This is a genomic window from Clostridium sp. TJA085 (assembly GCF_058310235.1).
This window is the reverse complement of record NZ_JBZEEZ010000001.1, coordinates 172,940-199,273: the sequence shown is the minus strand read 5'-3', so window position 1 is coordinate 199,273 and position 26,334 is coordinate 172,940. Positions and strand designations below refer to the sequence as shown.

The following is a 26,334-nucleotide window of genomic DNA, read 5'->3' as shown; positions in this document are numbered from 1 at the left end:
TTTTTTTAAAATATATAAAAAAAAATAATAGCTATGTTATCTTTTAGATAACATAGCTATTATTCAAAATTTTCTATTCTTATTATATTTTTTATTTTTATAGATTTTCTTAACTCATATATATAATCTATTGCATCAATTATTTGTATTTCTTTGCATTTATCAGTAATTATTATGACACTACTAATATTATCATCTATAAAACTACTTTCTATATGCTCTATATTTATATCATATTCTCCTAAAATAGATATTACACTTCCTATAATATTTTTATTTATATTTATTCTTATATAATATTTGTTATAAGTCCCTTCAATATTTCTAAAATTAATATTTTTATTTTTTATATTATTTAAATTAATATTTTTTATATTATTTATAATTAATTCTGCTTTTATTTTATCATTTTCTATTTCATTACAAATCATAAAATTACCATAATCTTTATGATTAATTAATAACCCAATTTCATGCTTTAATATATTGCATAATTTATTGTTTTTTGAGATAAGACAAGGATGTACTTTAAATTCTAATTTATTATTTTTAAATTTTAATATACTTAAAAGCCTTATGGCCATATTAAACTTTTCAGCATATTCAATATCTAATTTACTTATATTTTCTATACCTTCAACATATATTTCTTCATCTTCAATATCAATATTTAATACATTTGATGAAATAAATTTTAACTTATTTTTTGAATATTCCCCTTCAATATGTTTTAATAAATCAAATTTTTCACTATAATTATTCTTATAAGTATTTATTGCATCAATTAAATCTATGTTATTATTTTCCATTATATTAATTATATTATTAGATATATTATCTAATATACCAAAAATACTAATTATTTTATTTTTATCAAAATTTAATCCATCAATTAAAGAATCTATACTATATTTTACAGTAACATTTAATTTATTACCTATCTTTTTTAATAATTTATAATCTTTATAATTTAGACTATTTTCTAAAATAATTAAATGCTTTCTACTCTCTATACATTTTATTAAATTATCTAAAGTTAAAATACTCTCCTCTAAATACACAACTAAATTTATGTCATCATCTTTTAGTATTTCATTTATATTTGTAATTAAAATATCTTCTAATAAACTAATATCATACTCCTTTATTGAATTAATATTTTTAACTAAAATTTTTGATATTTCTATATTTTTATTAGATAAAAGCTTTTTTGTAATATTATTAAAACCTATTAATGCAATTTTATTCCCCATATTTATCCCCCTTAATTTAAAAACATTCCCTTACACAATATTATATATTCTAATGTAATTTTTTTCCATATTTATATATGAAAAAAGCTTAGTTTTTTATTTACAAAACTAAGCTTAATATTTTAATTTAATATTCTTCTTGCTCTACCTATACGGCTCCAAGGAACACTTGCTATTTTAACATAATCATGTGATTTTGGAGCTTCAATCCATTGACCATTTCCTATATACATACCAACATGTTGAAGATTTCCATAAAATAATAAATCACCTGGTCTTACATCATTTAATGATACTTCTCTACCAGCATTTATTTGTGAATATGTTGATCCTCCAATATTTATTCCAATTTGTCTAAATCCCCAATATAATAATCCTGAACAATCAAATGCTCTATATCCATTATTTATATATTTAGAAGGTATATTATATTTTCCAGCAGCTGCTGCATCAGGGAACATATTTTTAAACATTTTCAAACTGTCATGTGTTATTATTTCCCCTTTACCTCCCCATATATATGGAGATCCTATCTGTTGTTTTAATATATTAAACACAGTTTCAAAAGATGCTGATGTTGATGTAGATCCTGAACTATTAACTTCATTTTTATCAATTATTTTTATATATTCTGAACTTGCATAACCAACTTTTCCATTTGCATTTACTTTATACCAGCTTCCACTTCTTGCTGTAATTTTAAAAGTTTCTCCTGGGAATAAGTATCCAACAACAGAACTACTTGTACTTGGTGACTGTCTAAGTCTTAAACTTGTTGATACATTTACTACTTTTCCATATTCACCTAAAGCCTCACTGCTACTATTATTACTTGAATTACTATCTACTGTTGAATTTCCAACTATTTTTACATAATCTTGATGAACATATCCAGTTGTTCCGTTATGTTTTATTTTATACCATGAACCACTTTTTCCTAATATATCAAAAGTTTGTCCTGATAAAAGATACGCAACAACAGAGCTACTTGTACTTGGTGCATTTCTAACTCTTAAGTTAGATGAAATATTTATAACTTGTCCTCTTTTTCCAGCTACATTGCTATTGCTTTCACTACTATTATTACTTGATGAATTATCTTCTCCTTGGCCTACTATTTTTACATAATCACTATGAATATAACCACTTGTACCTCTTGAATTTATTTTATACCAAGCACCACTTTTTCCTGTAATATTAAACTTATCTCCGTTATATAAATATCCAATAACAGAAGTATTAGTTCCAGCACCACTTCTTATTCTAAGACTTGATGATACATTAACTACTTGTCCAACTTTTCCACCTAAAGATTCATTACTTGAACTATTACTACTATTATTACTACTATTATTGCTTCCTGATACTTTACTTACATAATCTTCATGAACATATCCAGTTATTCCATTATGCTTTATTTTATACCATGAACCACTTTTTCCTAATATATCAAAAGTATTTCCTTCATATAAATATCCAACTATTGAATTATTAGTTCCAGCACCACTTCTTATTCTAAGGCTTGATGATACATTAACCACTTTTCCTTTTCCTGATTGTGATGATTCTGGACTTGAATTATTTGAACCTTCTTTTATATAATCTCCATGTGCATAAGCTTTCTGACCTCTAAAGTCAATTTCATACCATGCTCCTACTTTTTTAATAATATTTACTTTTTCTCCATTACGTAAATATCCTAATATATTTGAATCTGTATTTGGTTTAGATCTTACTCTAAGATTAGTTTCAACATTTACAACATAACCTACTTTATGTTCATCTGCATGAGCAGTAACTCCATCATGAAGTAAAATAGTTCCAGCACTAGCTGATGTTGCAAGCATTAATGCCACAATTTTTTTCTTATCCATTATATCACTCCCATATAACCAAGTATAACACCTTACAAATTAATTCTACTTTATTTTAACATATTTTTAAAGAAATTTTTATTTCTTTTTCCAATTTAAAACATTTTGTTAACTTATTAACCTAAATTACTTATTTTTTGCAAATTAAAGTCTCATTGGTAATGTACTACAGCAAACACTCCCACCTAATTTAATTATTTCATCATATTCACAAAATATAACTTTATAACCTGCTTTTCTTAATATTCTTGTAACTTCTATATCTGTAGCTATTATTCTCTTTTTATCTAAAACTACAAAATTAGGCCCTAAGTTATCTGCACTCTCTTTTGATATATAATATAAATTTTTTATTCTACTTTTTATTTCATCAATATCATATACATAATCACTTACTACTGCTGACTTTCTATCTATAGAATTAAATACACAATCTAAATGTAAGTTATTTTCACTATCAAATCTTATTGGAACTATTTCATATTTTAAATTTTTTTCTTCTACATAGTCTCTTAATTCATAAACTGCAGCTTCTGTTGTTCTTTGACTTATTCCAACAAAAACTGTATTACCACATATAACAATATCCCCGCCCTCTATATTATTTTCAAATATATAGTAATTTGTTCTATTTCTTTCTATATAATTTATTAATTTTTTAGTTTCACTTTTTCTAGATGCATTTCTTAAATTGCATATAAACATAATATTACCTAAAGAAAATCCTAAATCTCTAGTAAATAACTCACTAATACATCTTTCTGTATTTAAAAACTTAAATTTAATATTTTCTTCAGTTAATATATTAAGTAAATTATTATAGTTATCTAATGCCCTTTCTTTACTAAAATTATTTCTATATCTATTATTATTATCTATATCTATAAAACTTGGATATCTCATTAAAATATAATCTATTTCTCTCATTTTTACCTTCCTCTTCTGTCTAGTATTACTAATTATTCTTTCAAAAACCAAATAATTTGTCAATATTTTTTAATTCTAAATAAACGTTTCCTATCATCCCATGCTTATCATGACTATCAAATAATTTATGAAAATCTGAACCCGCTGTATATATATACCCATTTTCCTCTGCCAAATTCAAAAAGTATTTTGTATCTTTAATAGTATTTCTAGAGTGTATTGCTTCTATTCCATCAAAGTCAAACTTTAAAACTTCATTTAATATTCTTTTTCTCAAACATGCAGGATGAGCTAATATAACTTTACCATTAAACATTTTTAAAAACTTAATTCCATCCTCTAAAGAAATTTTACTCTTTTTCTTAGAAATGACTTTTTCATTAAAAATTTTATTTTTAAATTCATTTATTTTTTTAAGCTTTAAAAGTTTTAATCCATCTAGGAACTTTTTATTTTTATATATTTTTGAATTAAAATATCCAAGTATATGAACTCTATTCCCTTTATATCTAGTAGATAACTCTATAGCTGGAACAACTTTAATATTTACTTTTTTAGATTCCTTAATAGCTTCCTCTACTCCATCTACAGTATTATGATCAGATATTGATATTACATCTAAACCAACTCTTTTTGCTAATATAACTATTTCTTTTGGAGATAATTCTCCATCTGAATAACTAGAATGTATGTGAAAATCTCCTTTCAAAACAATTTCTCCTTATAAAATTACATATACAATTAATTTATTCATCTATATATAAAATTGTACATATAAAAAAGCTATAAAGAAACATCTTCCTTCTAGCTTTTTTGTTAATTTTTATTTTTCTATTTTATTTATATCTTTTTCATCTATATCCTCTTTACTACCTGTTTCCTTTTCTAATCTTATATTACTTTTTGATATATAAATCTTCTTTGCATTTACTTGAGGTGGATTTGATTTAGTCATCTTTTCATCTAATGAAGCACATATATAGTCTCCAACTTCGCACTTTACAGAATCACACTTTGTATGTTTATTGCACTCTGTATAAATTTTAGTATCTTTATTTATTAAAAGAATAACCTTTCCTTTGTATATATTGCATCCTTTTAAATATCCATCAATAAGTACTCTAACATTTTTAGTATCTTTACATTCTTCTACCTGTTTAACTTCTCCTATAATAATAAGATTTTTAAATTGGTTAGCAGATGCAGAAATACTAAACATACTTAAAAATAAGGCTATAAATACTATGTATTTTTTTAACTGTTTTCTCATATATTTTCCTCCTAACTTAATAATACAAAAGTTATTTTTACCTTAAGTTTATTTTAATATTCATCCCTATCATAGGAAACGTTTACTTACCAAATGTATATAATATACTAATATTACTTTTATGGAGAATAATTTAATATGCAAAAATATGAAATATTTCAAAGAGGTAAATGTTTAATTTTATACTCTTTAATTTTAATTTTTTTAGCATTTTTTATATCAATCATTTCTAATTTTGTATATTCTGATGTACTTCTTATATTAGGAATTATTTTCTCTATAATTGGTGGTTTTTCTATTTCTGGTGGATTTCATATTGGAAACGGTATTAACACTTTAGGTCAAAGCAATTCTCAATACGTATCTAAAACTAATTTAGAAATGGTTCACCATGAAAAAGAATCACTTGATAGGGCAAATAATGCTCTAAGAACTACTATATTTGATGTTAAATTCCATAGTGCTGAATTAATGCTTAGTGGAATACTATGTATTATAATAAGTTTAAGTTAATATAAAAACACCCAGAAAATTAATATTTTCTGGGTGTGATTTTAATTATTCTTCATTCTCTTCTTTTAAATTTATTGATATTCCAAGCTCATTTAATTGCTTTTCATCTACAATGTTTGGAGCTTCACTTAAATAACAATATGCATTTTGGTTTTTAGGGAATGCTATAACATCTTTTATATTATCAGTTCCTGCTAAGAACATTATCATTCTATCTAATCCAAATGCTAATCCGCCATGTGGTGGTGGACCAAATTTGAATGCTTCTAGTAAGAAACCAAATCTCTTCCAAGCTTCTTCCATTGTAAATCCTAAAGCTTTAAACATTCTTTCTTGAAGTTCAGTGTCATGAATTCTTATTGATCCTCCACCTAACTCTTCTCCATTTAAAACTAAGTCATATGCAATTGATCTTACTTTTCCTGGTTCAGTTTCTAAATACTTTAAGTCTTCTTCCATTGGTGCTGTGAATGGATGGTGACATGCAGTGTATCTTTCTTCTTCTTCACTATATTCAAATAATGGGAACTCTGTAATCCAAGTGAAATTAAATTCATTTTTATCTTTTATTAAATCAAGCTTTTTAGCAAGTTCTAATCTTAATGCTCCTAAGCTTTGGAATACTACTGAATTTTTGTCTGCAACTATTAAAACTAAATCGTTAGTGTTAGCTGAAACTTTTTCTAAAAGATTAGTCATTTGTTCTTCTGTTAAGAACTTAGCTATTGGAGATTGTATTCCATCTTCTTTAACTTTAATCCATGCAAGTCCCTTAGCTTTATAAGTTTTTACAAATTCACCAAGTCTATCAATATCTTTTCTTCCCATAGAAGCTCCACCTTCTACACAAAGACATCTAACTGACCCACCATTTTCTAAAGGTTCTTTAAATACTTTAAAATCAACATCTTTAACTACTTCTGATATATCTTGTATCTTCATTCCAAATCTTAAATCTGGTTTATCTGATCCGTAGCTTTCCATTGCTTCTTTAAAAGTCATTCTCTTAATTGGAAGTTTAACTTCATGACCTAAAACTTCTTTAAATACATGAGCTATTAATCCTTCATTTAAAGCCATTACATCTTCTTGCTCAACAAAACTCATTTCTAAGTCAACTTGAGTAAACTCTGGCTGTCTATTTGCTCTTAAATCTTCATCTCTAAAACATTTAGTTATTTGATAATATTTATCAAATCCTGAAACCATTAATAATTGCTTAAATATTTGAGGTGATTGTGGAAGTGCATAAAACATTCCTGGATAATTTCTTGAAGGAACTAAGTAATCTCTTGCACCTTCTGGAGTACTTTTTGTAAGTACTGGAGTTTCAACTTCTAAAAATCCACAATTATCTAAATAATCTCTTATTGCCTTAGTAGTCCTATTTCTTATCATAAATATTTTTTGCATATCTTGTCTTCTAAGGTCTAAATATCTATACTTTAATCTTATATTCTCAGCTGCATCTAGTCCTTCTTTTATATATATTGGAGGTGTTTCTGATTCTGAAAGAATTCTTATATCCTCACATTTTAATTCTACAAGTCCTGTAGGTAATTCTTTATTTGGAGCTTCTCTAAGTACTACCTCACCAGTAACTGCTATACAATATTCTGGTCTAACTCCTTTTGCTTTTTCGAAAACTTCTTCAGTAACATCATCTCCAAATACTACTTGCATTATTCCAGTTCTATCTCTTAAATCTATAAACTGTAAGCCTCCAAGTTTTCTATTTCTTTGAACCCATCCCATTAAGGTAATTTTCTTACCTACATGCTCTTCTCTAGGTTCACCACACATCATTGTTCTCTTTAATCCACTAAGTGATTCTGCCATATGTGATTCCTCCATATCTATATTATTTTTTCTCTGCAAGCTAAAACAAATTTTAAGCTTTAATAAGCTCTTTTATTTTTTCTAAATCATCTAAGCTTAATTCAAATTGTTCTCCATCACTCATTCTCTTAAATTTAGCTTTTCTATTTTGAAGTTCATCATCACCTAAAACAACATTGAATTTTGCCCCTATTTTATTCGCATATTTCATTTCTGCTTTAAAGCTTCTTCCTGCATGATTTATTTCTGAACTTACTCCAATTTCTCTTAAAGCATGAGCTAGCCTAAATGCTTCCTTAGCCCCTTCTTCTCCCCTAGCTGCTAAATAAAGTTCTACTGTTGGATCCTCATTTATAACTATACCTTCTTTTTCAATAGCAAGTATAAGTCTTTCTATTCCCATACCAAATCCAACTGCTGGTGTTTCTGGTCCACCAATTTCTTCTATTAGCTTATCATATCTTCCCCCTCCACATACTGTGAAGTCTGAATTTAATATTTCAAATATTGTTTTTGTATAATAATCAAGTCCTCTAACAATTCCTGGATCAACTGTATAAGGTATACCTAAAATATCTAAATATTCCTTTACCTTATCAAAATGATCACTACATTCATCACAAATATAATCCAATATTATTGGAGCACTTTTAGTTATTTCTTTACACTTATGTTCTTTACAATCTAATATTCTCATTGGATTTTTGTTAAATCTTGTTTTACAAGTTGGACATAAGTTATCATAATTTTCTTTTAAAAATTTCTTTAATGCATCATTATATTTAGGTCTACAATTTGGACATCCTAAATTATTTATATTAAGACTTAATCCTTTAAGCCCTATCTTTTTTAATATAGTCATAGCAAGAGCCATAACTTCTGCATCTATTGAAGGCTTTTCACTTCCAAACATTTCAATTCCATATTGATGGAATTGTCTATATCTTCCTTTTTGCGCTTTCTCATATCTAAAACATGGTGTTATATAGAAAAGTTTTGTTGGTTGTGCTTCATTAAATAATCTATTTTCAATAAAAGCTCTAACAGCTGGAGCTGTTCCTTCAGGTTTTAAAGTAATACTTCTACCACCTTTATCTTCAAAAGTATACATTTCCTTTTGAACTATATCAGTTGTTTCTCCAACACCTCTTAAAAATAACTCAGTATGTTCAAATATTGGAGTTCTAATTTCTCTTATACCAAAATTTTTTGATATTTCTCTAAATATATTTTCAACGTAATGCCATTTATAAGCATCAACTGGTAACATATCTTTAGTACCTTTAGGTGCCTGTATTTCCATTATCTTTCCTCCTACTTATACAACGTATTTAGTAAATCTATTTTACCTTCAATCATTTCATCTATTCTATTTATATATTCTCTAACATCTTTAACATTTGGAAATCTTTCAATTCTATTTTCTTCTCTAAATACAACTTTAGATACAGCATCAGCTCCAAGTGCTATTATACTTTGAGTATCTTCAATCATTTGCATATTATATATACATTCTTTTCCCGCTTTAGAATATCCTATATTCTCCATATTTCCAACCATATTTTTTTGTCTATACATATAGTAAGGTATAAGTTCTAAATCATTTGCTAGCTTTCTGCTTTCTTCATACATTTTTGAAATTTCATCTTGTGGTTTAATTCCAAGTCCTTTTTTAAGTATGAAATTTTCATAAAGTCTAGAGCCTCTTTTTAATGAAAGTCCATGAACTGTTAAACTATCTGGATTAAGTTCTTTTATTTCATTTGCAGTTTTTATAGCTTCTTTAATACCTTCTCCTGGAAGTCCTATTATCATATCCATATTAATATCTTTAAAACCTAATTCTCTTGCAATTTTAAATTTTTCTTTTACATCTTCTGAATTATGATTTCTTCCAATTAACTTTAATGTTTCATCATTCATAGTTTGAGGATTTATACTTATTCTAGAAACATTATATTTTTTCATAGTTTTAAGTTTTTCTAAAGTTATTGAATCAGGTCTTCCACATTCAACAGTAAATTCTAATATACCTCTATTTACCACAAATGCATTATAAACCTTATTCATTATTTCTTCAAACTCTTCATTAGATACTGATGTAGGAGTTCCTCCACCAAAATATACTGTTTCTATCTCTAATCCTTTTTTATCTACATATTCTTTAATTTTCTCTATTTCATAAGAAAGTGCATCTAAATATGGTTTTACAAGTTTTTTATTTCCTGATATAGGATTTGATGCAAAAGAACAATATAGACATCTAGTAGGGCAAAATGCCATTCCTATATATATAGCTATTTTTTTATTATTTATATCTAAAAACTTTTCTTCTACCTTTGCAATATCAATACAAAGTTTTGCTTTTTCTTCTAAAGCCATATGTTTTTCATAAAAATATTTTATTATTTCTTCTTCGCTTTTTCCTTCATTTAATAGTTTTAATGCAATTTTAGAAGGTCTTATTCCAACTAAAGTTCCCCATGGATAAATATCTCCCGTTAAACTTTTAAGTCCTTTAAAAATAGTTTTCTTTATTATATCTTTTATATTTTCTTCTATTTTATCTTTTTCTTCAAAATTACCACTTTTAAAAACAACTTCATCTTTATTAATATCTACAGTGTAATCAAATTCATTTTCATTTTCAAATTTTATTTCATCTAAAGGAAAATATAAATTAAACATTTGATATACATCATATCTGTATTTTAAATCATTCAATCCTATATTAATTTTCATATTTTCTCCTTACTTTAAAAATGGATTGTTTTTCTTTTCAAATCCTATAGTTGTTTTTGGTCCATGTCCTGGATATACAGTTATATAATCTCCAAGTGGCAATAATTTAACCCTTATACTATTAATTATTTTTCCAAAATCTCCACCTGAAAAATCAGTTCTTCCTATTGACCCTTGAAACAATGTATCTCCTGAAAACAAATCATCTCCAATTAGAAAACAAACTCCACCTTCTGTATGACCTGGAGTACATATAACATTAACTTTAGTTTTCCCTATATAAAGATTAGAATCTTCTGTTAAGAATCCATCTGGCTTTCTTATATTTCCAAATACATAATTATCATTTTCTACATATTTCATTTCTGCTTCATTTACATAGAATGGAATATTAAATGATTGACTTAAGTATTCAACAGCTCCAACATGATCTAAATGAGCATGTGTTAATAATATAAATTTTGGCTTTATATTAAGTCCTTCTATTATTTGTTTTAACTTTAGTTCATCTCCACCTGGATCTATAATTCCTGCTTCTTTAGTATCATTATCTATTATTAAATAACAATTTGCATCATATATACCTGCTGGTATTGTTTTAACTATCATCAAAAATCATCTCCTTATTATTAAAATTGTTTGAAACTATCTAAAAGTATTGTTACAGGTCCATCATTTTGTATATCAACTTTCATATCCGCTCCAAATTCTCCAGTTTCTACTTTTAATCCTGTTTCTTTTAACATATTTACAAACTCATTGTAAAGAATTTTAGCTTCTTCTCCACCTTTAGCATTCATAAAATTAGGTCTTCTACCTTTTCTACAATCACCATAAAGTGTAAATTGTGATATAACTAAAATTTCTCCTTTTATATCTAATAAAGATTGATTCATTTTATAGTTTTCATCTTCAAAAATTCTAAGATTAACTACTTTATCTTTTATATATTTTAAATCCTCTATAGTATCTTCTTTTGATATTCCAATAAGAATATTTAATCCTTCATTTATTTTTCCTACTACTTCACCATCTACTTTTACACTAGATGAAGAAACTCTCTGTACTACAGCTCTCAAAATGAACACGTCCTTCTTTAATTATTAACTCTATATATATCAATTACCCCTCTAATTTTTCTAATAACCTTCATAAACTCCTTTAATTGCTCTATTGAGTTTATTTTTATTTTTATATTTATAGTTGCAACATTTCCTTTAGATGAATTCGCATTTAATGAATTTAAAGGTAATCCTTTTTCACTAATAACACTCATTATTTCAGCTAATATCCCAGTTCTATCTTCTGTTCTTATTTGAACCTCTGCTATATAAGCTGAGCCCTTTGCCTTTCCAAAGCTAGCTTCAACTATTTTTTCAGGTTCATTTTTAATTAATGCTTTTACATTATTACAATCTTTTCTATGAACAGATACTCCTCGCCCTTTTGTAATATATCCAACTATATCATCACCTGGCACTGGATTACAACATTTTGCAAATCTAACCATTATATTACTAAGGCCTTTTACAGTAACACCATAAGTTTTTTGGTTATCTTTTTCATGTTTCTTTTCTTGCTTTTGTATTTGTTCTTCAATATTTTTTTCTAAAGCTTCTTTAGCTGCTTTATCATCTATATTATCTTCTTTAAGCCTTGATACAAACGATGATGCTGTTATTACTCCAACACCTATATTAGCATATAAATCCTCTAAATTATGTATATTGTATCTCTTAAGAAGTTTGTTATAAACATCTCCCTTTGCAATATCATTAAATACAACACTTTGTTTCTTAAGTTCTTTTTCTAGGATTTCTTTTCCTTTTTCTATATTTTCTTCTTTTTTTATCTTTTTAAACCATTGTCTAATTTTACTCTTAGCTTGATTACTCTTTACAATATTTAACCAATCCATCTTAGGACCTTTTGTACTTTTAGAAGTAATTATTTCAACTATCTCTCCAGTCTTTAACTTATAATCTAAAGGTACTATTTTACCATTAACTTTTGCACCAACACATTTATTTCCTATATCAGTATGTATTCTATAAGCAAAATCTATTGGTGTAGAACCACTTGCTAAATTTATTACTACACCTTTTGGAGTAAATACAAATACTTCATCAGAAAATAAATCTATTTTAAATCCTTCTATAAATTCCTCAGCATCTGATGTTTCTTTTTGCCATTCTAACATATCTCTAAGCCATGCAAGCTTCATTTCAAAGTCAGCACCCTTATCATCTTCGCTTCCTTCTTTGTATTTCCAGTGAGCTGCTATACCATATTCTGCTGTTTTATGCATTTCAAAGGTTCTTATTTGAATTTCAAAAGTTTTACCTTGCGGTCCTATGACGGTTGTATGCAGTGATTGATACATATTAGGCTTTGGCATAGCTATATAGTCCTTAAATCTTCCTGGTATTGGTTTATAAATAGTATGAACTATACCAAGTACTCCATAACAATCTTTTACTGAATCAACTAAAATTCTTATTGCAGTTAAGTCAAATATTTGTTCTATATCTTTATGTTTTTTTACCATTTTTCTATATATACTATAGAAATGTTTTGGCCTTCCTTCTATATCAGCATCAATTCCTGCATCATCTAATTTTCCTTTAAGATCCTCTATAACAGAATCAATGTAAGCTTCTCTCTCTACTCTCTTTTCAGCAATTTTATGTACTAAATCATAATATTCTTCTTCATGCAAATATCTAAAACTTAAATCTTCAAGTTCCCACTTAATTTTAGACATACCAAGTCTATGAGCAAGAGGTGCATAAATATCTAAAGTTTCTTTTGCTTTTTGTTTTTGCTTCTCTTTTTTCATATATTTAAGAGTTCTCATATTATGAAGTCTATCTGCTAATTTTATTATAATTACTCTTATATCTTTAGCCATAGCTAAAAGCATTTTCCTTACGTTATCAGCTTGCTGTTCTTCTTTTGTCTTATATTCTATTTTGCCAAGTTTTGTTACACCTTCAACAAGATTTGCTATTTCTTCATTAAATTCATTAGCCATATCTTCATATGTATAATCTGTATCTTCTATAACGTCATGTAAAAGACCTGCAGCAATAGTGCTAGTATCCATACCAAGTTCAGCTAATATACATGCTACGTCTATTGGATGTATTATGTAAGGTTCACCTGATTCTCTACTTTGATCTTTATGAGCTTCATTAGCTAAGTTATAGGCTTTTTTTATCGTTTCAATGTCAACATTATTGCAATTTTTTTCTATATAATTAACTAAATTCTCTATCATTAGGAATACGCCCCTTAAAATAGTATTAAACTATAATTATTTAAAATCAAAGGCTGGTTTTTTAACCAGCCATTATCTATTATTATATAATACCGTCAAAACATTTTCAATGATTTTAAACATCATACTGTGTTAATGACATTACATCGTAACCTTTAAGTTTATCTCTTCCTTTTAATTCTGTAAGTTCTATTACAAAATCTAATGAAACAACTTCTCCACCAGCAAGTTCTACAAGTTTTGCTACTGCTTCTATTGTTCCTCCAGTTGCTAATAAATCGTCAACTATTGCAACTCTTTGTCCTTTCTTTATAGAACCTTTGTGTAATTCTAAATTATCTGTACCATATTCTAAATCATATGCTATTGATATAGTTTCTCCTGGTAGCTTACCAGGTTTTCTAACTGGAATAAATCCAACACCTAATGCATAAGCAACAGGAACTCCAAATATAAACCCTCTAGCTTCTGGACCTACAACTACATCTATCTTTTTGTCTTTTAAATGCTCAACTATCTTATTAACAGATTCTCTTAATCCTTCTCCATCTGAAATTAATGTAGTTACATCTTTAAAACTTATTCCCTCTTTAGGAAAATCTTCAACTATTCTTATTTTTTCTTTTAAATCCATTTTGATTCCTCCAATATTTTAAGAATTACATCCTAACAATACATTATAATGCATTTAAAACTGCCTTATTCTTGTATTATATAAATATTTTGCTATTTGCTCTGCTCTATCTTCATCATCAGTCGTAATTAGTTCTAGAACTATTCTAGCATTATTTAATTTTCCAACAGCACTTGTAGTTGGAGTTATTAAATTTATAATTTTCTCTATATTCTCGTCATCAAGTTCTTCTATATTATTAAAGTTAATTATAGCTCTTAATCCAATGTTATTTGTATTGTCTAAAAATTTCTTACCTTCTTTTAGAAAAATAGCATTTTCTCCACTACCTTTAGAACCTGCCCACTTTGTACCAATTAAAATCAAATCCAAATATTTATTAATACTTTTCATATTGTAATAAATGGCTATAGCTTGCATTAATTTAAATGTTAAAGCACTTAATGATAAATTTTTATATCTATATTGACAACATTTTTGATTAGGATTTATATAAATATAATCTTTCTTTTCATTAATAATTTTATTCTCTATAACTATTAAATCTATTCCAAGCCTATCACAAAGTTCAACCTCTTCTTGTGATGCTAAATCCACTCCTAATGTAATTAGTAATTCTCCCCCTAAAAAATCTATTTTTGTTTTTATATCAAAAGAATCTACCTTTTTACATTCGTCTCCACCATCATGTATTAAATATTCTACATCTGCATTTAAGTATCTTAAAACTAAGCTTAAGGAAGCAATTGCACAAATACCATCAACAGTGTTTATTCCATATATAATGATCTTTTCCCTATTATTAATTGCTGTAACAAGACGTTCTATTGACTTGTTCATATCTTTCATAATAAAGGGATTATATCCTTTTATGTAATTAGGGCAATATATACTCTCCCAAAACTTACGCATCACTTACTATCTCCTCCACAAAATTAGAAAACAATAATATTATAATTTAAAACAGAGCATTTGACAAATATTTATGTAAAAAAGTTAAAAAACCTTCAAATTTATTTTGAAGGCTTTTATATTTAGACATAATCTTATAAGTTATGCTTTTGTTTTTTTATTATTATTTCTTCTTTTTTGAAGAGCAACCCATAAAGGTGATGCTATAAATATTGATGAATAAGCTCCTGTAGCTATACCAATTATAAGTGGAAGAGAAAATTCTCTAACAGTTGGCACAAAAATATTAACTGCTACAATTGTTATAAGAGTTGTAATTGTTGTATTAATTGATCTTGACATAGTTTGTGTTAAACTCTTATCAGCTATTTCAGTTGGAGAACTTCTTCTCATAATCTTTGAATTCTCTCTTATTCTATCAAAAATAACTATAGTATCATTTATTGAATAACCTACAACAGTTAATATAGCCGCTATAAATGGTGAGTTAACTGTTATATTAAATATAGCATAAAAACTAAGAGTTACTAATATATCATGAATTAGTGCTACTAAAGCCGCAATTCCAAATCTTATTTCAAATCTTATTGCTATATATATAAGCATGCACACAAATGCTATACCAATTGCTATAATAGCTTTATCTGTTAATTCTTTACCAACTGATGCACCTATTTCATTTTGAGAAACTAATGCTTTATCACCAATTTTAAAATCTTTCTTAAATTGATCATAAATTTCATTAACTTCTTTTGATGGTAAATTAGGTGATTTTATTTCATATTGTGTTGAATTTACAGTATTAGTTATTGCATCTTTATCATATTTTTTAACAATTTCATCTGCCTTTTGTTTATCAAATTCTTTACCAAAATCAAATACAACTTGTGTACCACCTTTAAAATCTATACCAAAATTAAGACCTCTTGTGAACATAAAGCCTAATCCCACAACTATAAAAATAAGGGATAAAGTAATCCATATTTTTGCATGTTCTATTATTTTCAACATAGCTCTACCCCCTTTTCACTTTCACTCTAAACAGAGATGGTTTGCTTAAGAAGCCAGCAGCTAACGCTTGATTCATTAAGAATTTTGTTACTATAAGAGCCGTAAATAAACTTACAACTATACCTATCATTAATGTTATAGCAAATCCTTTAACTGATCCAGACCCTACAAAATAAAGAACCAATGCAGCTATTATTGTTGTTACATTTGAATCAACTATTGATGAAAGTGCATTATCAAAACCTTTCTTAACTGCTGATTTTGGTGAAATACCATTTCTAAGTTCTTCCCTTATTCTTTCAAATATAAGTACATTGGCATCTACTGCCATACCTATAGTAAGTAAGAATCCAGCTATACCTGGAAGTGTAAGTGTTGCTCCAATTTCAACAAACACTAGGAGAACTAATGTAACATATAATGTTAAAGCAATTGATGCTATTATACCTGGAACTCTATAATATAAAATCATAAATATGAATATTAAACTTATTCCAATCACTCCTGCTTTAACGGCATTTGGTAATGCTGTTTCACCAAGTTGTGCTCCAACAGTTTGTTGTGATAAAGCTTTTATACTAACAGGTAATGCTCCTGAATTTATAAGTCCTGCTAAATTTTTAGCTTCTTCAACACTACTCATACCAGTAATTACAGCTTCACCATTTGTTATTTGGCTTTGAACTGTAGGATTTGTAAGTTGTTGATCATCCATATTAATTGATATTTGTTTTCCTAAATATTTTTGAGTAGCCTCTGAAAATAATTTAGTTCCTTCATTATTTAATTCAAGTGAAACAACAGGCTTTCCATTTTGTTGATCAAGCATAGATGTAGCTTTTTTTACATCCTTACCAGTTAAAATTACCTTTCCATCTGGCGCCTTAAAAGTAAGCTCTCCTGTTTTACTTAAAGCATCTACTATACCTTGTGAATTATATTCTCCAGGTATATCAACTCTTATTTTATTATCACCTTCTGTAGTAACTACAGTTTCAGCTACTCCAAGCTTATCAACTCTTAATTTTATTAAATCTTTTGTTTTCTGTAAATCTTCATGACTTACATTTTCATCTTGAATTCCTAAAAGCACAGAAACTCCACCTTGTAAATCCAACCCTTTAGTTATAGCTTGATTGAAAGATTTTATCTCCCAGCCTCCAATTTTAACTCCTCTGAAGCAAACTATTGCTAAAACTATTATAACTAGGGTACAAAGCGTAAAAATAAATGTACTTTTTCCTTTTCCTTTCATTTTTATCCCCCTTCGGTTCAGTATAAACACTATTGTATAGTGCCCAAACTAATACTTAAATATTCTTTTTATAATTTTACATTTATTGGTATAAATTTCTATAAATCGCTTTTAATTATACCATAATATAATATCATAATAAAGTATTATGTAAACATTTCACTTTGTGATTAATTCAATCTTATTAAATAAAAAACACCACTTTTGTGGTGTTTTTACTTTTTAAATTATTTTTATTTAACTTCAGCTTCCTCTTTATTTAACTTAGTTGCAATTGAATTTTTAACTAATTTTATTTTTGTTCTATCTGAGCTTGTTTCTATTACTACATGCTCATCTGACATTTTAACTATTTTACCAACGATTCCGCCTCTTGTCATTATTTCATCATTAACTTTTAATGAATCCATCATTTGTCCATATTGCTTCTTTCTCTTCTTTTCTGGAAGAATTATCATAAAGAAGAAAAGACCAAATATTAAAACCAATGGTAGTATTTGATATAAAATTGGCATTTTGTACACCCTTTCCTTGTTTAAGTATCATTTGGAACTTATATCCCTAAAATGAGTTTACATTTATTTCATTTTGTTGTCAACAAAACATTTAAAACTATTATTAAATACTATTATTTTTTATTTCTATTCCACTCACTTAATTTTTGTTCTTTAAACTCTTTAAATCTATCTTCATCAATAGCATTTCTTATATCTTCCATTAACTTATTATAAAAATAAAGATTATGAAGTACACAAAGTCTCATAGCAAGCATTTCCTTAGCTTTAAATAAATGTCTTATATATCCTCTTGTGTAATTTTTACATGTAGGACATTGACACCCTTCATCTATAGGTCTTTTATCTAATTCAAACTTTTTATTCATTAGATTAATCTTACCTTCTCCTGTAAATACATGACCATGTCTACCATTTCTTGCTGGAAGAACACAATCGAAAAAGTCTACTCCTCTATCTACAGCTTCTAAAATATTTTCAGGCGTTCCAACTCCCATTAAATAGATAGGTTTATCTTGTGGAAGGTGTGGTACAACTGCATCTATTGTTTCATACATTTCTTCATGAGTTTCTCCAACTGCAAGTCCTCCAATAGCATATCCATCTAAATCCATCTTTGATATAGTCTTTGCATGTTCTATTCTTATATCTTTAAATGTGGCTCCTTGATTTATACCAAATAACATTTGTTCTTTGTTTATAGTGTCAGGAAGTGAATTTAATCTATCCATTTCTTTTTTACATCTTTCAAGCCATCTTGTAGTTCTTTCAACTGATTGCTCAACATATTTTCTAGGTGATGGTATCTCTATACATTCATCAAATGCCATAGCTATAGTTGAGGCTAAATTACTTTGTATTTGCATACTTTCTTCAGGTCCCATAAATATTCTCTTACCATCTATATGAGAATTAAAGTATACACCCTCTTCTTTAATTTTTCTAATTCCTGATAATGAAAATACTTGGAAGCCACCTGAATCTGTAAGTATAGGTCTATCCCAATTCATAAATTCATGAAGTCCACCCATTTCCTTAACAACTTTATCTGATGGTCTTAAATGAAGATGATATGTATTTGAAAGTTCAACTTGACATCCTATTTCCTTTAAATCCATACTTGAAACCGCGCCTTTAATAGCAGCTAATGTTCCTACATTCATAAATACTGGTGTTTCTATAGTTCCATGTGGTGTTACAAATCTACCCCTTCTTGCTTTCCCGTCCTTCTTTAACAAAGTATATCTTTTGCTCAAAAATTTCACTCCTTTAGTTTCTAAGTCAATTGCTTTTTATTTAATAAACATAGCATCTCCAAATGAGAAGAATCTATATTTTTCTTTAACTGCTTCATTATAGGCATTTAATACATTATCTCTTCCTGCTAATGCTGAAACAAGCATTATTAATGTTGATTCTGGCAAATGAAAATTAGTTATTAAATTATCTACCAATTTATATTTATATCCTGGATATATAAATATATCTGTCCAACCACTTGCTTCCTTAACTGTACCATCATCTTCTGCTATAGTTTCTAATGTTCTTGTTGATGTAGTACCTACCGCTATAACCCTCTTGCCATTTTTCTTCGTATTATTTATTATATCAGCTGATTCTTTTGATAATTGATAAAATTCTGAATGCATAATATGATCATTTATATCATCAACTTGAACTGGTCTAAATGTTCCAAGACCAACATGTAAAGTTAGATAAACTATATTTACTCCTTTTTCTTTTATTTCTTTAAGTAATTCTTCTGTAAAGTGAAGTCCTGCAGTTGGTGCAGCGGCTGAACCTTTTTCTTTAGAATATACAGTTTGATATCTTTCTCTATCTTCTAATCTTTCATGTATGTATGGAGGAAGTGGCATTTCTCCTAATGAATCTAGAACTTCTTCAAATATTCCATCATATTCAAATTCTATAATTCTATTACCTGTATCTAATACTTCTAAAACTTCACATTTAAGTTTTCCATCTCCAAACTCAAACCTTCTTCCAGGTTTTGCGCTTTTTCCAGGCTTAGCTAAACATTCCCACTTATCTCCCTCAAGTCTTTTAAGAAGTAAAAATTCTATTTTACCACCAGTACCTTCTTTAGCACCTATAAGTCTTGCTGGCATTACTCTAGTATTGTTTAAAACAAGAGTATCACCTTCATTTAAATATTCTATTATATCCTTAAAAACTTTATGTTCTATATCACCTGTTTTCTTGTCAAGAACCATAAGTCTTGAAGTATCTCTTTTTTCTAATGGATGTTGTGCTATTAATTCTTCTGGTAAATAAAAATCAAAATCGCTTACTTTCATTTATTTCGTCTCCTTACTATATTTAAAAAAACTTTTTTTGTTCTCCTTTATTATGAGCACTAATACTTCTTCCTAAGTGCTTATATGCTTTTTCAGTTGCTACTCTTCCTCTTGGTGTTCTTACTATAAATCCTTTTTGTAACAGATAAGGTTCATATACATCTTCTAATGTTCCAAGTTCTTCTCCTATAAAATAAGATAAGGTTTCTATACCAACAGGTCCACCTTTAAAATTATCTATTATAGCTTCTAATATTTTATTATCAACTCTATCAAATCCTTGACTATCTACTTCTAAAAGTTTAAGAGCTTCTCTTGCTTCTTTATAACTTATTAAATTATCAGATTTAACTTCAGAATAATCTCTAACTCTTTTTAATAATCTATTAGCTATTCTTGGCGTACCTCTTGATCTTCTAGCTATTTCAAAAGCACCTTCCTCTGTTATAGAACAACCAAAAACTAAAGCACTTCTAACTATTATATCCTTTAGTTGTTCATCTGTATAATATTCCATAGAGCATAAAACCCCAAATCTATCTCTAAGAGGTGATGTTAACATTCCTATTCTTGTAGTTGCACCTATAAGAGTAAATTGTGGCAAATCAAGTCTAATAGATTTAGCAGCTGCTCCTTTTCCTATAACTATATCAAGAGCATAATCTTCCATGGCAGGATAAAGAATTTCCTCAACATTTCTATTTAATCTATGAATCTCATCAATAAATAAAACATCATTATCTTGAAGAGTAGTTAATATTGCAGCTAAATCACCAGCTCTTTCAATTGCTGGACCAGATGTAACCTTAAGATTTCCACCCATTTCTTTAGCTATAATGTTAGCTAATGTAGTTTTTCCAAGTCCTGGGGGGCCATATAATAAAACATGGTCTAATGCTTCATTTCTATTTCTAGCTGCTTTTATAAATATATCTAATCTTTCTTTAACTTTATCTTGACCTATATATTCATTTATTTTTTGAGGTCTTAAACTTAATTCTCCAAAATCTTCATTAAGTTCATTAGGTGTAATAATTCTTTCCAAAAATCTCACCTACCCCATTAAAACTTTTAAGCAATCTTTTATCATTATTTCTACAGTATTTTCTTTACTTATATTTTTAATAGCCATATTTGCTTCTTTTTCACTGTATCCTAATGCTAAAAGTGCTCCTAAAACTTCTGAAACTTTAAATGCATAATCATCATCTACTGAAGGTATATTTTCATTTATATCTCCATCTTCAAATAATTCATCTGGTTTTAACTTATCTTTAAGTTCTAATATTATTCTTGAAGCAGTCTTTTTACCTATTCCAGGAGCTCTACAAAGATGTTTATCATCTTCAGTCATTATTGCATACTTCAAATTATTTATTCTACTAATTGATAAAAGTGAAAGTGCAGCCTTTGAACCAACTCCATTTATTCCAAGTAATAATTTAAACATATTTAATTCTTCTTTTGATAAAAATCCATATAATCCAATAAAATCTTCTCTAACTATTTGTTCTAAATAAAGCATAACTTCTTCACCAATAGATGGCATTTCTGACATAGTTATTCCTGAAGAAAATATTTTATATCCTATACCATTATTTTCAATGATTAAATAATCTTTTATTATTCCTATATATTTTCCTTTTATATATTCATACATTTATACTCCCCCTTTCCAATATGCTGGATGAAAGTATGTTCCCATACAAGTCTACTTATTACTTTATCATTTTAATTAAAATCTTTCAAGAAATGATAACAATAAAAAAAGGACTATATAATTAGTCCTAATTTTTACGTAATAAGTTCCATTATTTTATTTTCTACTTCTTCTATATTTTTGCTACTAAAATATTTAAAATTTTTAATTTTTTCAGCATCAGTATCTCTAAACATATCTATAGACATTTCATCTGAATAAACTTTTTCTTTTTTAAGTTCCCCATTATTATCAGCTTTATATATAGCTAAATATCCATCACTTTCACCAATATAATAAGTATCTTTCTCAAAATCACTACTAACTTTATCTTGACTATTTCTTCTATATATAAATCTATCATTTGATTTTTCTACTAATTCATATCCGTCTTTCAATGCTTGTTTTGTTAGTAATTCTTCTGTTAATCCATCCTTCAAATTATTAATTTTTATTAATTCTTTAACAGTTGTTGTTTTATCTCTCTTTTCATTAGTATAGAAAGAAATAATCAAATCATCTCTAAGTGTTCTTCCTTTTGCTATACTAGATGAATTAACTTCTTCTACCTGCATACTATTTTGCTTTTCAAGTTCTCTATTTTTAATACTTTTTGATGTTAAATAATATGTTCCACTAAAAAGAATTATAATACCTAAAAACACTATACTTAAATAAATTTTTCTTTTATGTTTCATTCTTATCACTCCTTATTGGGTATTTTTACCACAATAAAGAGTTTTATTCATTTTTTATAAAAATTTATTTTTATTTATACATATAAAAATCTTTTAATTCTTCCAAATCAAAAGAAGTTAGTCCATACTCTTTTTCAAAGTAATTCTCATAAGTTTCATATTTATCTTTTATAGCATTTAAACTTAATTGTATAAACGACCTATTAACCCCTAAAATTTCTTCTATTAACTTCTTTGTTTTTTCATCTTTAATATAATTACTACACATATTAATTACTTTTTTATTAAATTGCTCTCTATTCTCATTACTTTGTAAATAATCTTCTATTACTGTTTCTTCATCTATTCCTAATGCTAATAATAAAAGAGCAGATCCTATTCCTGTCCTATCCTTTCCTGCAGTACAATGCTGTAATATAGCTGTATTTTTTGGGTTTTTAAAAAGCTCAAATAATTCTTTGTATGCAGGATTATTAATTGGCATATTTTTATAAGCATCTTTAAGTAACTGTTCTGGAGTTATTGTAATTTCTTTTCCTTTCAATATTTCGGAAATATAAATTATCATATCTAAATTTTCACTTTTGCTAATTTTTTCTTCAATATTCATTCCAGATATATTTATATTCTTAACTCCTTTTACTTGTATATCTGGATTTTCAAGTACTTCCTCTTTTGATCTATAATCCAATACATATTTTATTCCTAAAGTCTCAAAATATTTTAAATCATCATTTTTTAAATTTGAAAGATCTTCTGAACGATAAAATAATCCCCATTTAATCATTCTTCCTTTTTTATCTATATATCCTCCTAAATCTCTAAAATTACTAAATTTTTCAAGTGGTAATATTCTTTCTGCAAGAATAAGTTCTCCACTTTTGCATACAATTTTATAAAAAGTTCTATTTAAAGGTTTTGGATCTTTAAATTTTATTGTATTTTTATTATAAAAATCCATTAAAAATATTTCTTTTTCTTCTAATTTATTTTTATAAAATATTTTTCCACTTTCTGTTTTATTCAGTTTAATTTGTATATAATCTTCTTTTCTAATTAAAATTCCACTTATATTATTCATACGTACCTACCCTCTTAAATTTTTCCTATATATACCTAATATAATTATATATCTAATAATTTATTATATTTATGTTTACTAATTATTTTATTGAAAAATAATTATTTATTAATATTCTTCACATAATAATCCTATGTTTTTATAAAAGTATTAATCTTGACAATTCAGATAGGAATTCTTATAATTTTAAAAAAGAATTTATTTATAGGAAGAGGATTTCAAATGAAAAAACGTTTTACATTGCTTATATTATCATTGCTAATTATAGTAATATCATTAGTATCATGTAGTAATTTAAATAATAAAACTAATTCTACAGATTTAAATAAAAAAACTATTACTATAGGTACATCAGGTACATATTATCCTTTTACATATTCAAATAACGGAAACCTTGAAGGATTTGAAATTGACATATGGAATGAAATAGGGAAAAAATTAAATTACAATATAAAATTTAAGACCGCTTCATTTAGTGGGCTTTTTGGTATGCTTGAAAGTGGAAAAGTTGATACTTTAGCTAATCAAATAACTTTAACTAACGAACGAAAAGAAAAATACTTTTTTACTGATCCTACTGTATATAGTGGTGCACAAATAATTGTAAAACAAGATAATAATTCAATTAAATCATTTGATGATTTAATTGGTAAAAAAGTCGGTGTGGACCTTGGAAGTAATTATGAGCAAATAGTCAAAGATAAAGATAAAAATGGTAATATAAAAATTATAACTTATCAAAATACTGATGCTGCTTTTAATGAGCTTTTACTTGGTAGAATTGATGCTGTTGTTATAGACAAAGTTTCAGCAATAGCTGCAATTAAAGAAAAAAATTTAAATTTACAGCTTGCAGGTAAGCCTATTGATAAAATAGAAAATGCTTATCCATTTTTAAAAACAAAAGAAAATGAAAATCTAATAAAAGATATAAATTCAGCTTTATTAGATATGAAAAATGATGGATCTTTAAAAGCAATTTCAGAAAAGTGGCTTGGAACTAATGTTACAACTCCAAATAATAACGAATCTGATACAGAATCTTTAAAAAGCTCTAAAGGAACATTATCCTTTGACTTTATGTATTCATTAAAATTAATTCCTATGCTAATTAAAGCTATGAAAACTACTATTTCATTATCAGTATTTGGTATGATTTTAGGACTTATTATTGGAATAGCACTTGCAATAATAAGAATTTACAAAATCCCAATAATTAAACAGTTAGCCGAAATATATATTTCATTTTTTAGAGGTACTCCTCTTTTAGTTCAATTATTTTTATTATATTTTGGTATTCCACAAGTTATACCACCCCTTCAAAATATGACAGCTTATACAGCAGCTCTTATTGGGCTTGGATTAAATGCATCTGCATATATTGCCGAAATATTAAGATCTTCAATAAATGCAATAGATAAAGGACAAATGGAAGCATGTTTATCAGTGGGAATGACAAAAGGAGAAGGACTTAAAAGAATAATACTTCCACAAGCATTCAGAATAGCTATCCCACCTCTTGGTAATATATTTGTTGATACTGTAAAGGGATCTTCACTTGCTTTCACTTTAGGTGTTGTAGAACTATTAGCAAAAGCTCAAATGGCTGCATCATCTAGTTACAAATTTTTCGAAAGTTATATTGTAGTAGCAATAATGTACTGGATAATCATAGAGTTCTTCAGTTATTTACAAAAAGTTTTAGAAAGAAAGATTTCAGTATATTAGAGGTGATATTATGATAAAAATAGAAGGCTTAAAAAAGAAATTTAATAATATAGAAGTTTTAAAAAATATAAATTTAAATGTTAAAACAGGAGAAGTTGTAGTAATTCTTGGACCATCTGGTTCTGGTAAATCAACCTTTCTAAGATGCTTAAATTATCTTGAATCTCCAGATGAAGGTAAAATAACAATTGGTGATATTTCTTTAGATACAAATAAAATAAATAAAAAGCAAATTCATTTATTAAGAAAACAATCTGCTATGGTTTTTCAGCATTATAATCTTTTTAATAACAAAACTGTATTAGAAAATGTAACAGAAGCATTAATAGTGGTAAAAAAAATAGACAAAACTAAAGCTTCAGAATTAGCTTTAGATGCACTAAGAAAAGTTGGAATGGAAAATAAAAAAGATGTATATCCAAATACTTTATCAGGTGGGCAAAAACAAAGAGTTAGTATAGCACGTGCTATGGCTATAAATCCAAATGTTATACTTTTTGATGAGCCAACGTCAGCATTAGATCCAGAACTTGTTGATGAAGTTTTATTAGTAATAAAAAATTTAGCAAAGGAACATAGAACTATGATAATTGTCACTCATGAAATGTCATTTGCTAAAGATGTTGGTGATAGAATTATCTTTATGTCAGATGGTTTGGTTGTTGAAGAAGGTACACCAGATGAAATATTTAATAATCCTAAAAATGATAGAACAAAACAGTTTTTAAAAAGATACATTAGTTCTTAAAATAAAACTAAAAACCGATATAAAAATTTATATCGGT

25 protein-coding genes are annotated in these 26,334 nt (G+C 26.9%); 3 read left to right on the top strand and 22 right to left on the bottom strand.

Going from position 1 to position 26,334, the window contains the following annotated elements; translation table 11 throughout:
* Positions 1–59 precede the first annotated feature (59 nt).
* The 5 genes from AC4FQW_RS00990 to AC4FQW_RS00970 form a co-directional block, all read right to left on the bottom strand.
* A complete protein-coding gene (locus tag AC4FQW_RS00990; protein ID WP_491146814.1) occupies positions 60–1,253 on the bottom strand; it encodes a hypothetical protein in 1,194 nt (397 codons plus the stop codon).
* Between the two features lie 122 nt (positions 1,254–1,375).
* Entirely contained in the window at positions 1,376–3,127 is a 1,752-nt protein-coding gene (locus AC4FQW_RS00985; RefSeq protein WP_491146813.1) for a C40 family peptidase, read from the bottom strand.
* Between the two features lie 144 nt (positions 3,128–3,271).
* Positions 3,272–4,054, bottom strand: a complete 783-nt coding sequence (locus AC4FQW_RS00980; RefSeq protein WP_491146812.1) for a dimethylarginine dimethylaminohydrolase family protein — start codon at positions 4,052–4,054, stop codon at positions 3,272–3,274.
* Between the two features lie 40 nt (positions 4,055–4,094).
* On the bottom strand, positions 4,095–4,763 hold the full coding sequence (locus tag AC4FQW_RS00975; RefSeq protein WP_491146811.1) for a PHP domain-containing protein: 669 nt from the start codon (positions 4,761–4,763) through the stop codon (positions 4,095–4,097).
* 114 nt (positions 4,764–4,877) lie between these two features.
* Entirely contained in the window at positions 4,878–5,324 is a 447-nt protein-coding gene (locus tag AC4FQW_RS00970) for a hypothetical protein (protein ID WP_491146810.1), read from the bottom strand.
* 138 nt (positions 5,325–5,462) lie between these two features.
* Between AC4FQW_RS00970 and AC4FQW_RS00965 the strand changes: the two genes are divergently transcribed.
* Positions 5,463–5,837, top strand: coding sequence for a hypothetical protein (locus AC4FQW_RS00965; protein WP_303128606.1), 375 nt, complete (start codon positions 5,463–5,465; stop codon positions 5,835–5,837).
* A gap of 45 nt (positions 5,838–5,882) precedes the next feature.
* Here AC4FQW_RS00965 and aspS read toward each other — a convergent pair whose 3' ends face one another.
* The 17 genes from aspS to AC4FQW_RS00880 all read right to left on the bottom strand — a co-directional run bounded on the left by aspS (position 5,883) and on the right by AC4FQW_RS00880 (position 23,821).
* On the bottom strand, positions 5,883–7,676 hold the full coding sequence (aspS, locus tag AC4FQW_RS00960) for an aspartate--tRNA ligase (protein ID WP_491146809.1): 1,794 nt from the start codon (positions 7,674–7,676) through the stop codon (positions 5,883–5,885).
* A gap of 52 nt (positions 7,677–7,728) precedes the next feature.
* A complete protein-coding gene (gene hisS, locus AC4FQW_RS00955; RefSeq protein WP_491146808.1) occupies positions 7,729–8,979 on the bottom strand; it encodes a histidine--tRNA ligase in 1,251 nt (416 codons plus the stop codon).
* A gap of 11 nt (positions 8,980–8,990) precedes the next feature.
* Complete coding sequence (locus AC4FQW_RS00950; protein ID WP_491146807.1) at positions 8,991–10,418, bottom strand: coproporphyrinogen III oxidase; 1,428 nt, start codon at positions 10,416–10,418, stop codon at positions 8,991–8,993.
* 9 nt (positions 10,419–10,427) lie between these two features.
* The gene (locus AC4FQW_RS00945) at positions 10,428–11,027 is read right to left on the bottom strand and encodes an MBL fold metallo-hydrolase (RefSeq protein WP_491148131.1); all 600 of its coding nucleotides are present in this window, start codon (positions 11,025–11,027) and stop codon (positions 10,428–10,430) included.
* A 20-nt stretch (positions 11,028–11,047) separates the two neighbouring features.
* Entirely contained in the window at positions 11,048–11,497 is a 450-nt protein-coding gene (gene dtd / locus AC4FQW_RS00940; protein WP_303128618.1) for a D-aminoacyl-tRNA deacylase, read from the bottom strand.
* A gap of 17 nt (positions 11,498–11,514) precedes the next feature.
* Entirely contained in the window at positions 11,515–13,698 is a 2,184-nt protein-coding gene (locus AC4FQW_RS00935) for a RelA/SpoT family protein (protein WP_491146806.1), read from the bottom strand.
* A gap of 115 nt (positions 13,699–13,813) precedes the next feature.
* Positions 13,814–14,332, bottom strand: coding sequence for an adenine phosphoribosyltransferase (locus AC4FQW_RS00930; protein ID WP_303128625.1), 519 nt, complete (start codon positions 14,330–14,332; stop codon positions 13,814–13,816).
* A gap of 54 nt (positions 14,333–14,386) precedes the next feature.
* The gene (locus AC4FQW_RS00925) at positions 14,387–15,244 is read right to left on the bottom strand and encodes a DHH family phosphoesterase (RefSeq protein WP_303128717.1); all 858 of its coding nucleotides are present in this window, start codon (positions 15,242–15,244) and stop codon (positions 14,387–14,389) included.
* A gap of 141 nt (positions 15,245–15,385) precedes the next feature.
* Positions 15,386–16,255 (bottom strand): protein translocase subunit SecF, encoded by an 870-nt coding sequence (secF, locus tag AC4FQW_RS00920; RefSeq protein WP_491146805.1) that lies wholly within the window; start codon positions 16,253–16,255, stop codon positions 15,386–15,388.
* Positions 16,256–16,259: 4 nt separating this feature from the next.
* Positions 16,260–17,510 carry a protein translocase subunit SecD gene (gene secD / locus AC4FQW_RS00915; RefSeq protein ID WP_303128629.1) on the bottom strand — a complete coding sequence of 417 codons (1,251 nt, stop codon included), beginning with the start codon at positions 17,508–17,510 and terminating at the stop codon, positions 16,260–16,262.
* Positions 17,511–17,743: 233 nt separating this feature from the next.
* Positions 17,744–18,025, bottom strand: a complete 282-nt coding sequence (yajC, locus tag AC4FQW_RS00910) for a preprotein translocase subunit YajC (RefSeq protein ID WP_303128631.1) — start codon at positions 18,023–18,025, stop codon at positions 17,744–17,746.
* Positions 18,026–18,138: 113 nt separating this feature from the next.
* Positions 18,139–19,281 carry a tRNA guanosine(34) transglycosylase Tgt gene (gene tgt, locus AC4FQW_RS00905; RefSeq protein ID WP_303128633.1) on the bottom strand — a complete coding sequence of 381 codons (1,143 nt, stop codon included), beginning with the start codon at positions 19,279–19,281 and terminating at the stop codon, positions 18,139–18,141.
* Between the two features lie 36 nt (positions 19,282–19,317).
* The gene (gene queA / locus AC4FQW_RS00900) at positions 19,318–20,343 is read right to left on the bottom strand and encodes a tRNA preQ1(34) S-adenosylmethionine ribosyltransferase-isomerase QueA (protein ID WP_491146804.1); all 1,026 of its coding nucleotides are present in this window, start codon (positions 20,341–20,343) and stop codon (positions 19,318–19,320) included.
* Positions 20,344–20,365: 22 nt separating this feature from the next.
* Entirely contained in the window at positions 20,366–21,388 is a 1,023-nt protein-coding gene (gene ruvB / locus AC4FQW_RS00895; protein WP_303128637.1) for a Holliday junction branch migration DNA helicase RuvB, read from the bottom strand.
* A 9-nt stretch (positions 21,389–21,397) separates the two neighbouring features.
* The gene (ruvA, locus tag AC4FQW_RS00890; protein ID WP_303128639.1) at positions 21,398–22,003 is read right to left on the bottom strand and encodes a Holliday junction branch migration protein RuvA; all 606 of its coding nucleotides are present in this window, start codon (positions 22,001–22,003) and stop codon (positions 21,398–21,400) included.
* A gap of 134 nt (positions 22,004–22,137) precedes the next feature.
* Positions 22,138–22,740 (bottom strand): hypothetical protein, encoded by a 603-nt coding sequence (locus AC4FQW_RS00885; RefSeq protein WP_303128641.1) that lies wholly within the window; start codon positions 22,738–22,740, stop codon positions 22,138–22,140.
* Between the two features lie 70 nt (positions 22,741–22,810).
* Positions 22,811–23,821 carry a tyrosine-protein phosphatase gene (locus tag AC4FQW_RS00880; RefSeq protein ID WP_491146803.1) on the bottom strand — a complete coding sequence of 337 codons (1,011 nt, stop codon included), beginning with the start codon at positions 23,819–23,821 and terminating at the stop codon, positions 22,811–22,813.
* A gap of 222 nt (positions 23,822–24,043) precedes the next feature.
* Here AC4FQW_RS00880 and AC4FQW_RS00875 point away from each other — a divergent pair, with 222 nt between their 5' ends.
* Both AC4FQW_RS00875 and AC4FQW_RS00870 read left to right on the top strand, forming a co-directional pair.
* Entirely contained in the window at positions 24,044–25,549 is a 1,506-nt protein-coding gene (locus tag AC4FQW_RS00875; RefSeq protein ID WP_303128645.1) for an ABC transporter permease subunit, read from the top strand.
* Between the two features lie 10 nt (positions 25,550–25,559).
* Complete coding sequence (locus AC4FQW_RS00870) at positions 25,560–26,297, top strand: amino acid ABC transporter ATP-binding protein (protein ID WP_491146802.1); 738 nt, start codon at positions 25,560–25,562, stop codon at positions 26,295–26,297.
* The last annotated feature ends 37 nt before the right edge of the window (positions 26,298–26,334 follow it).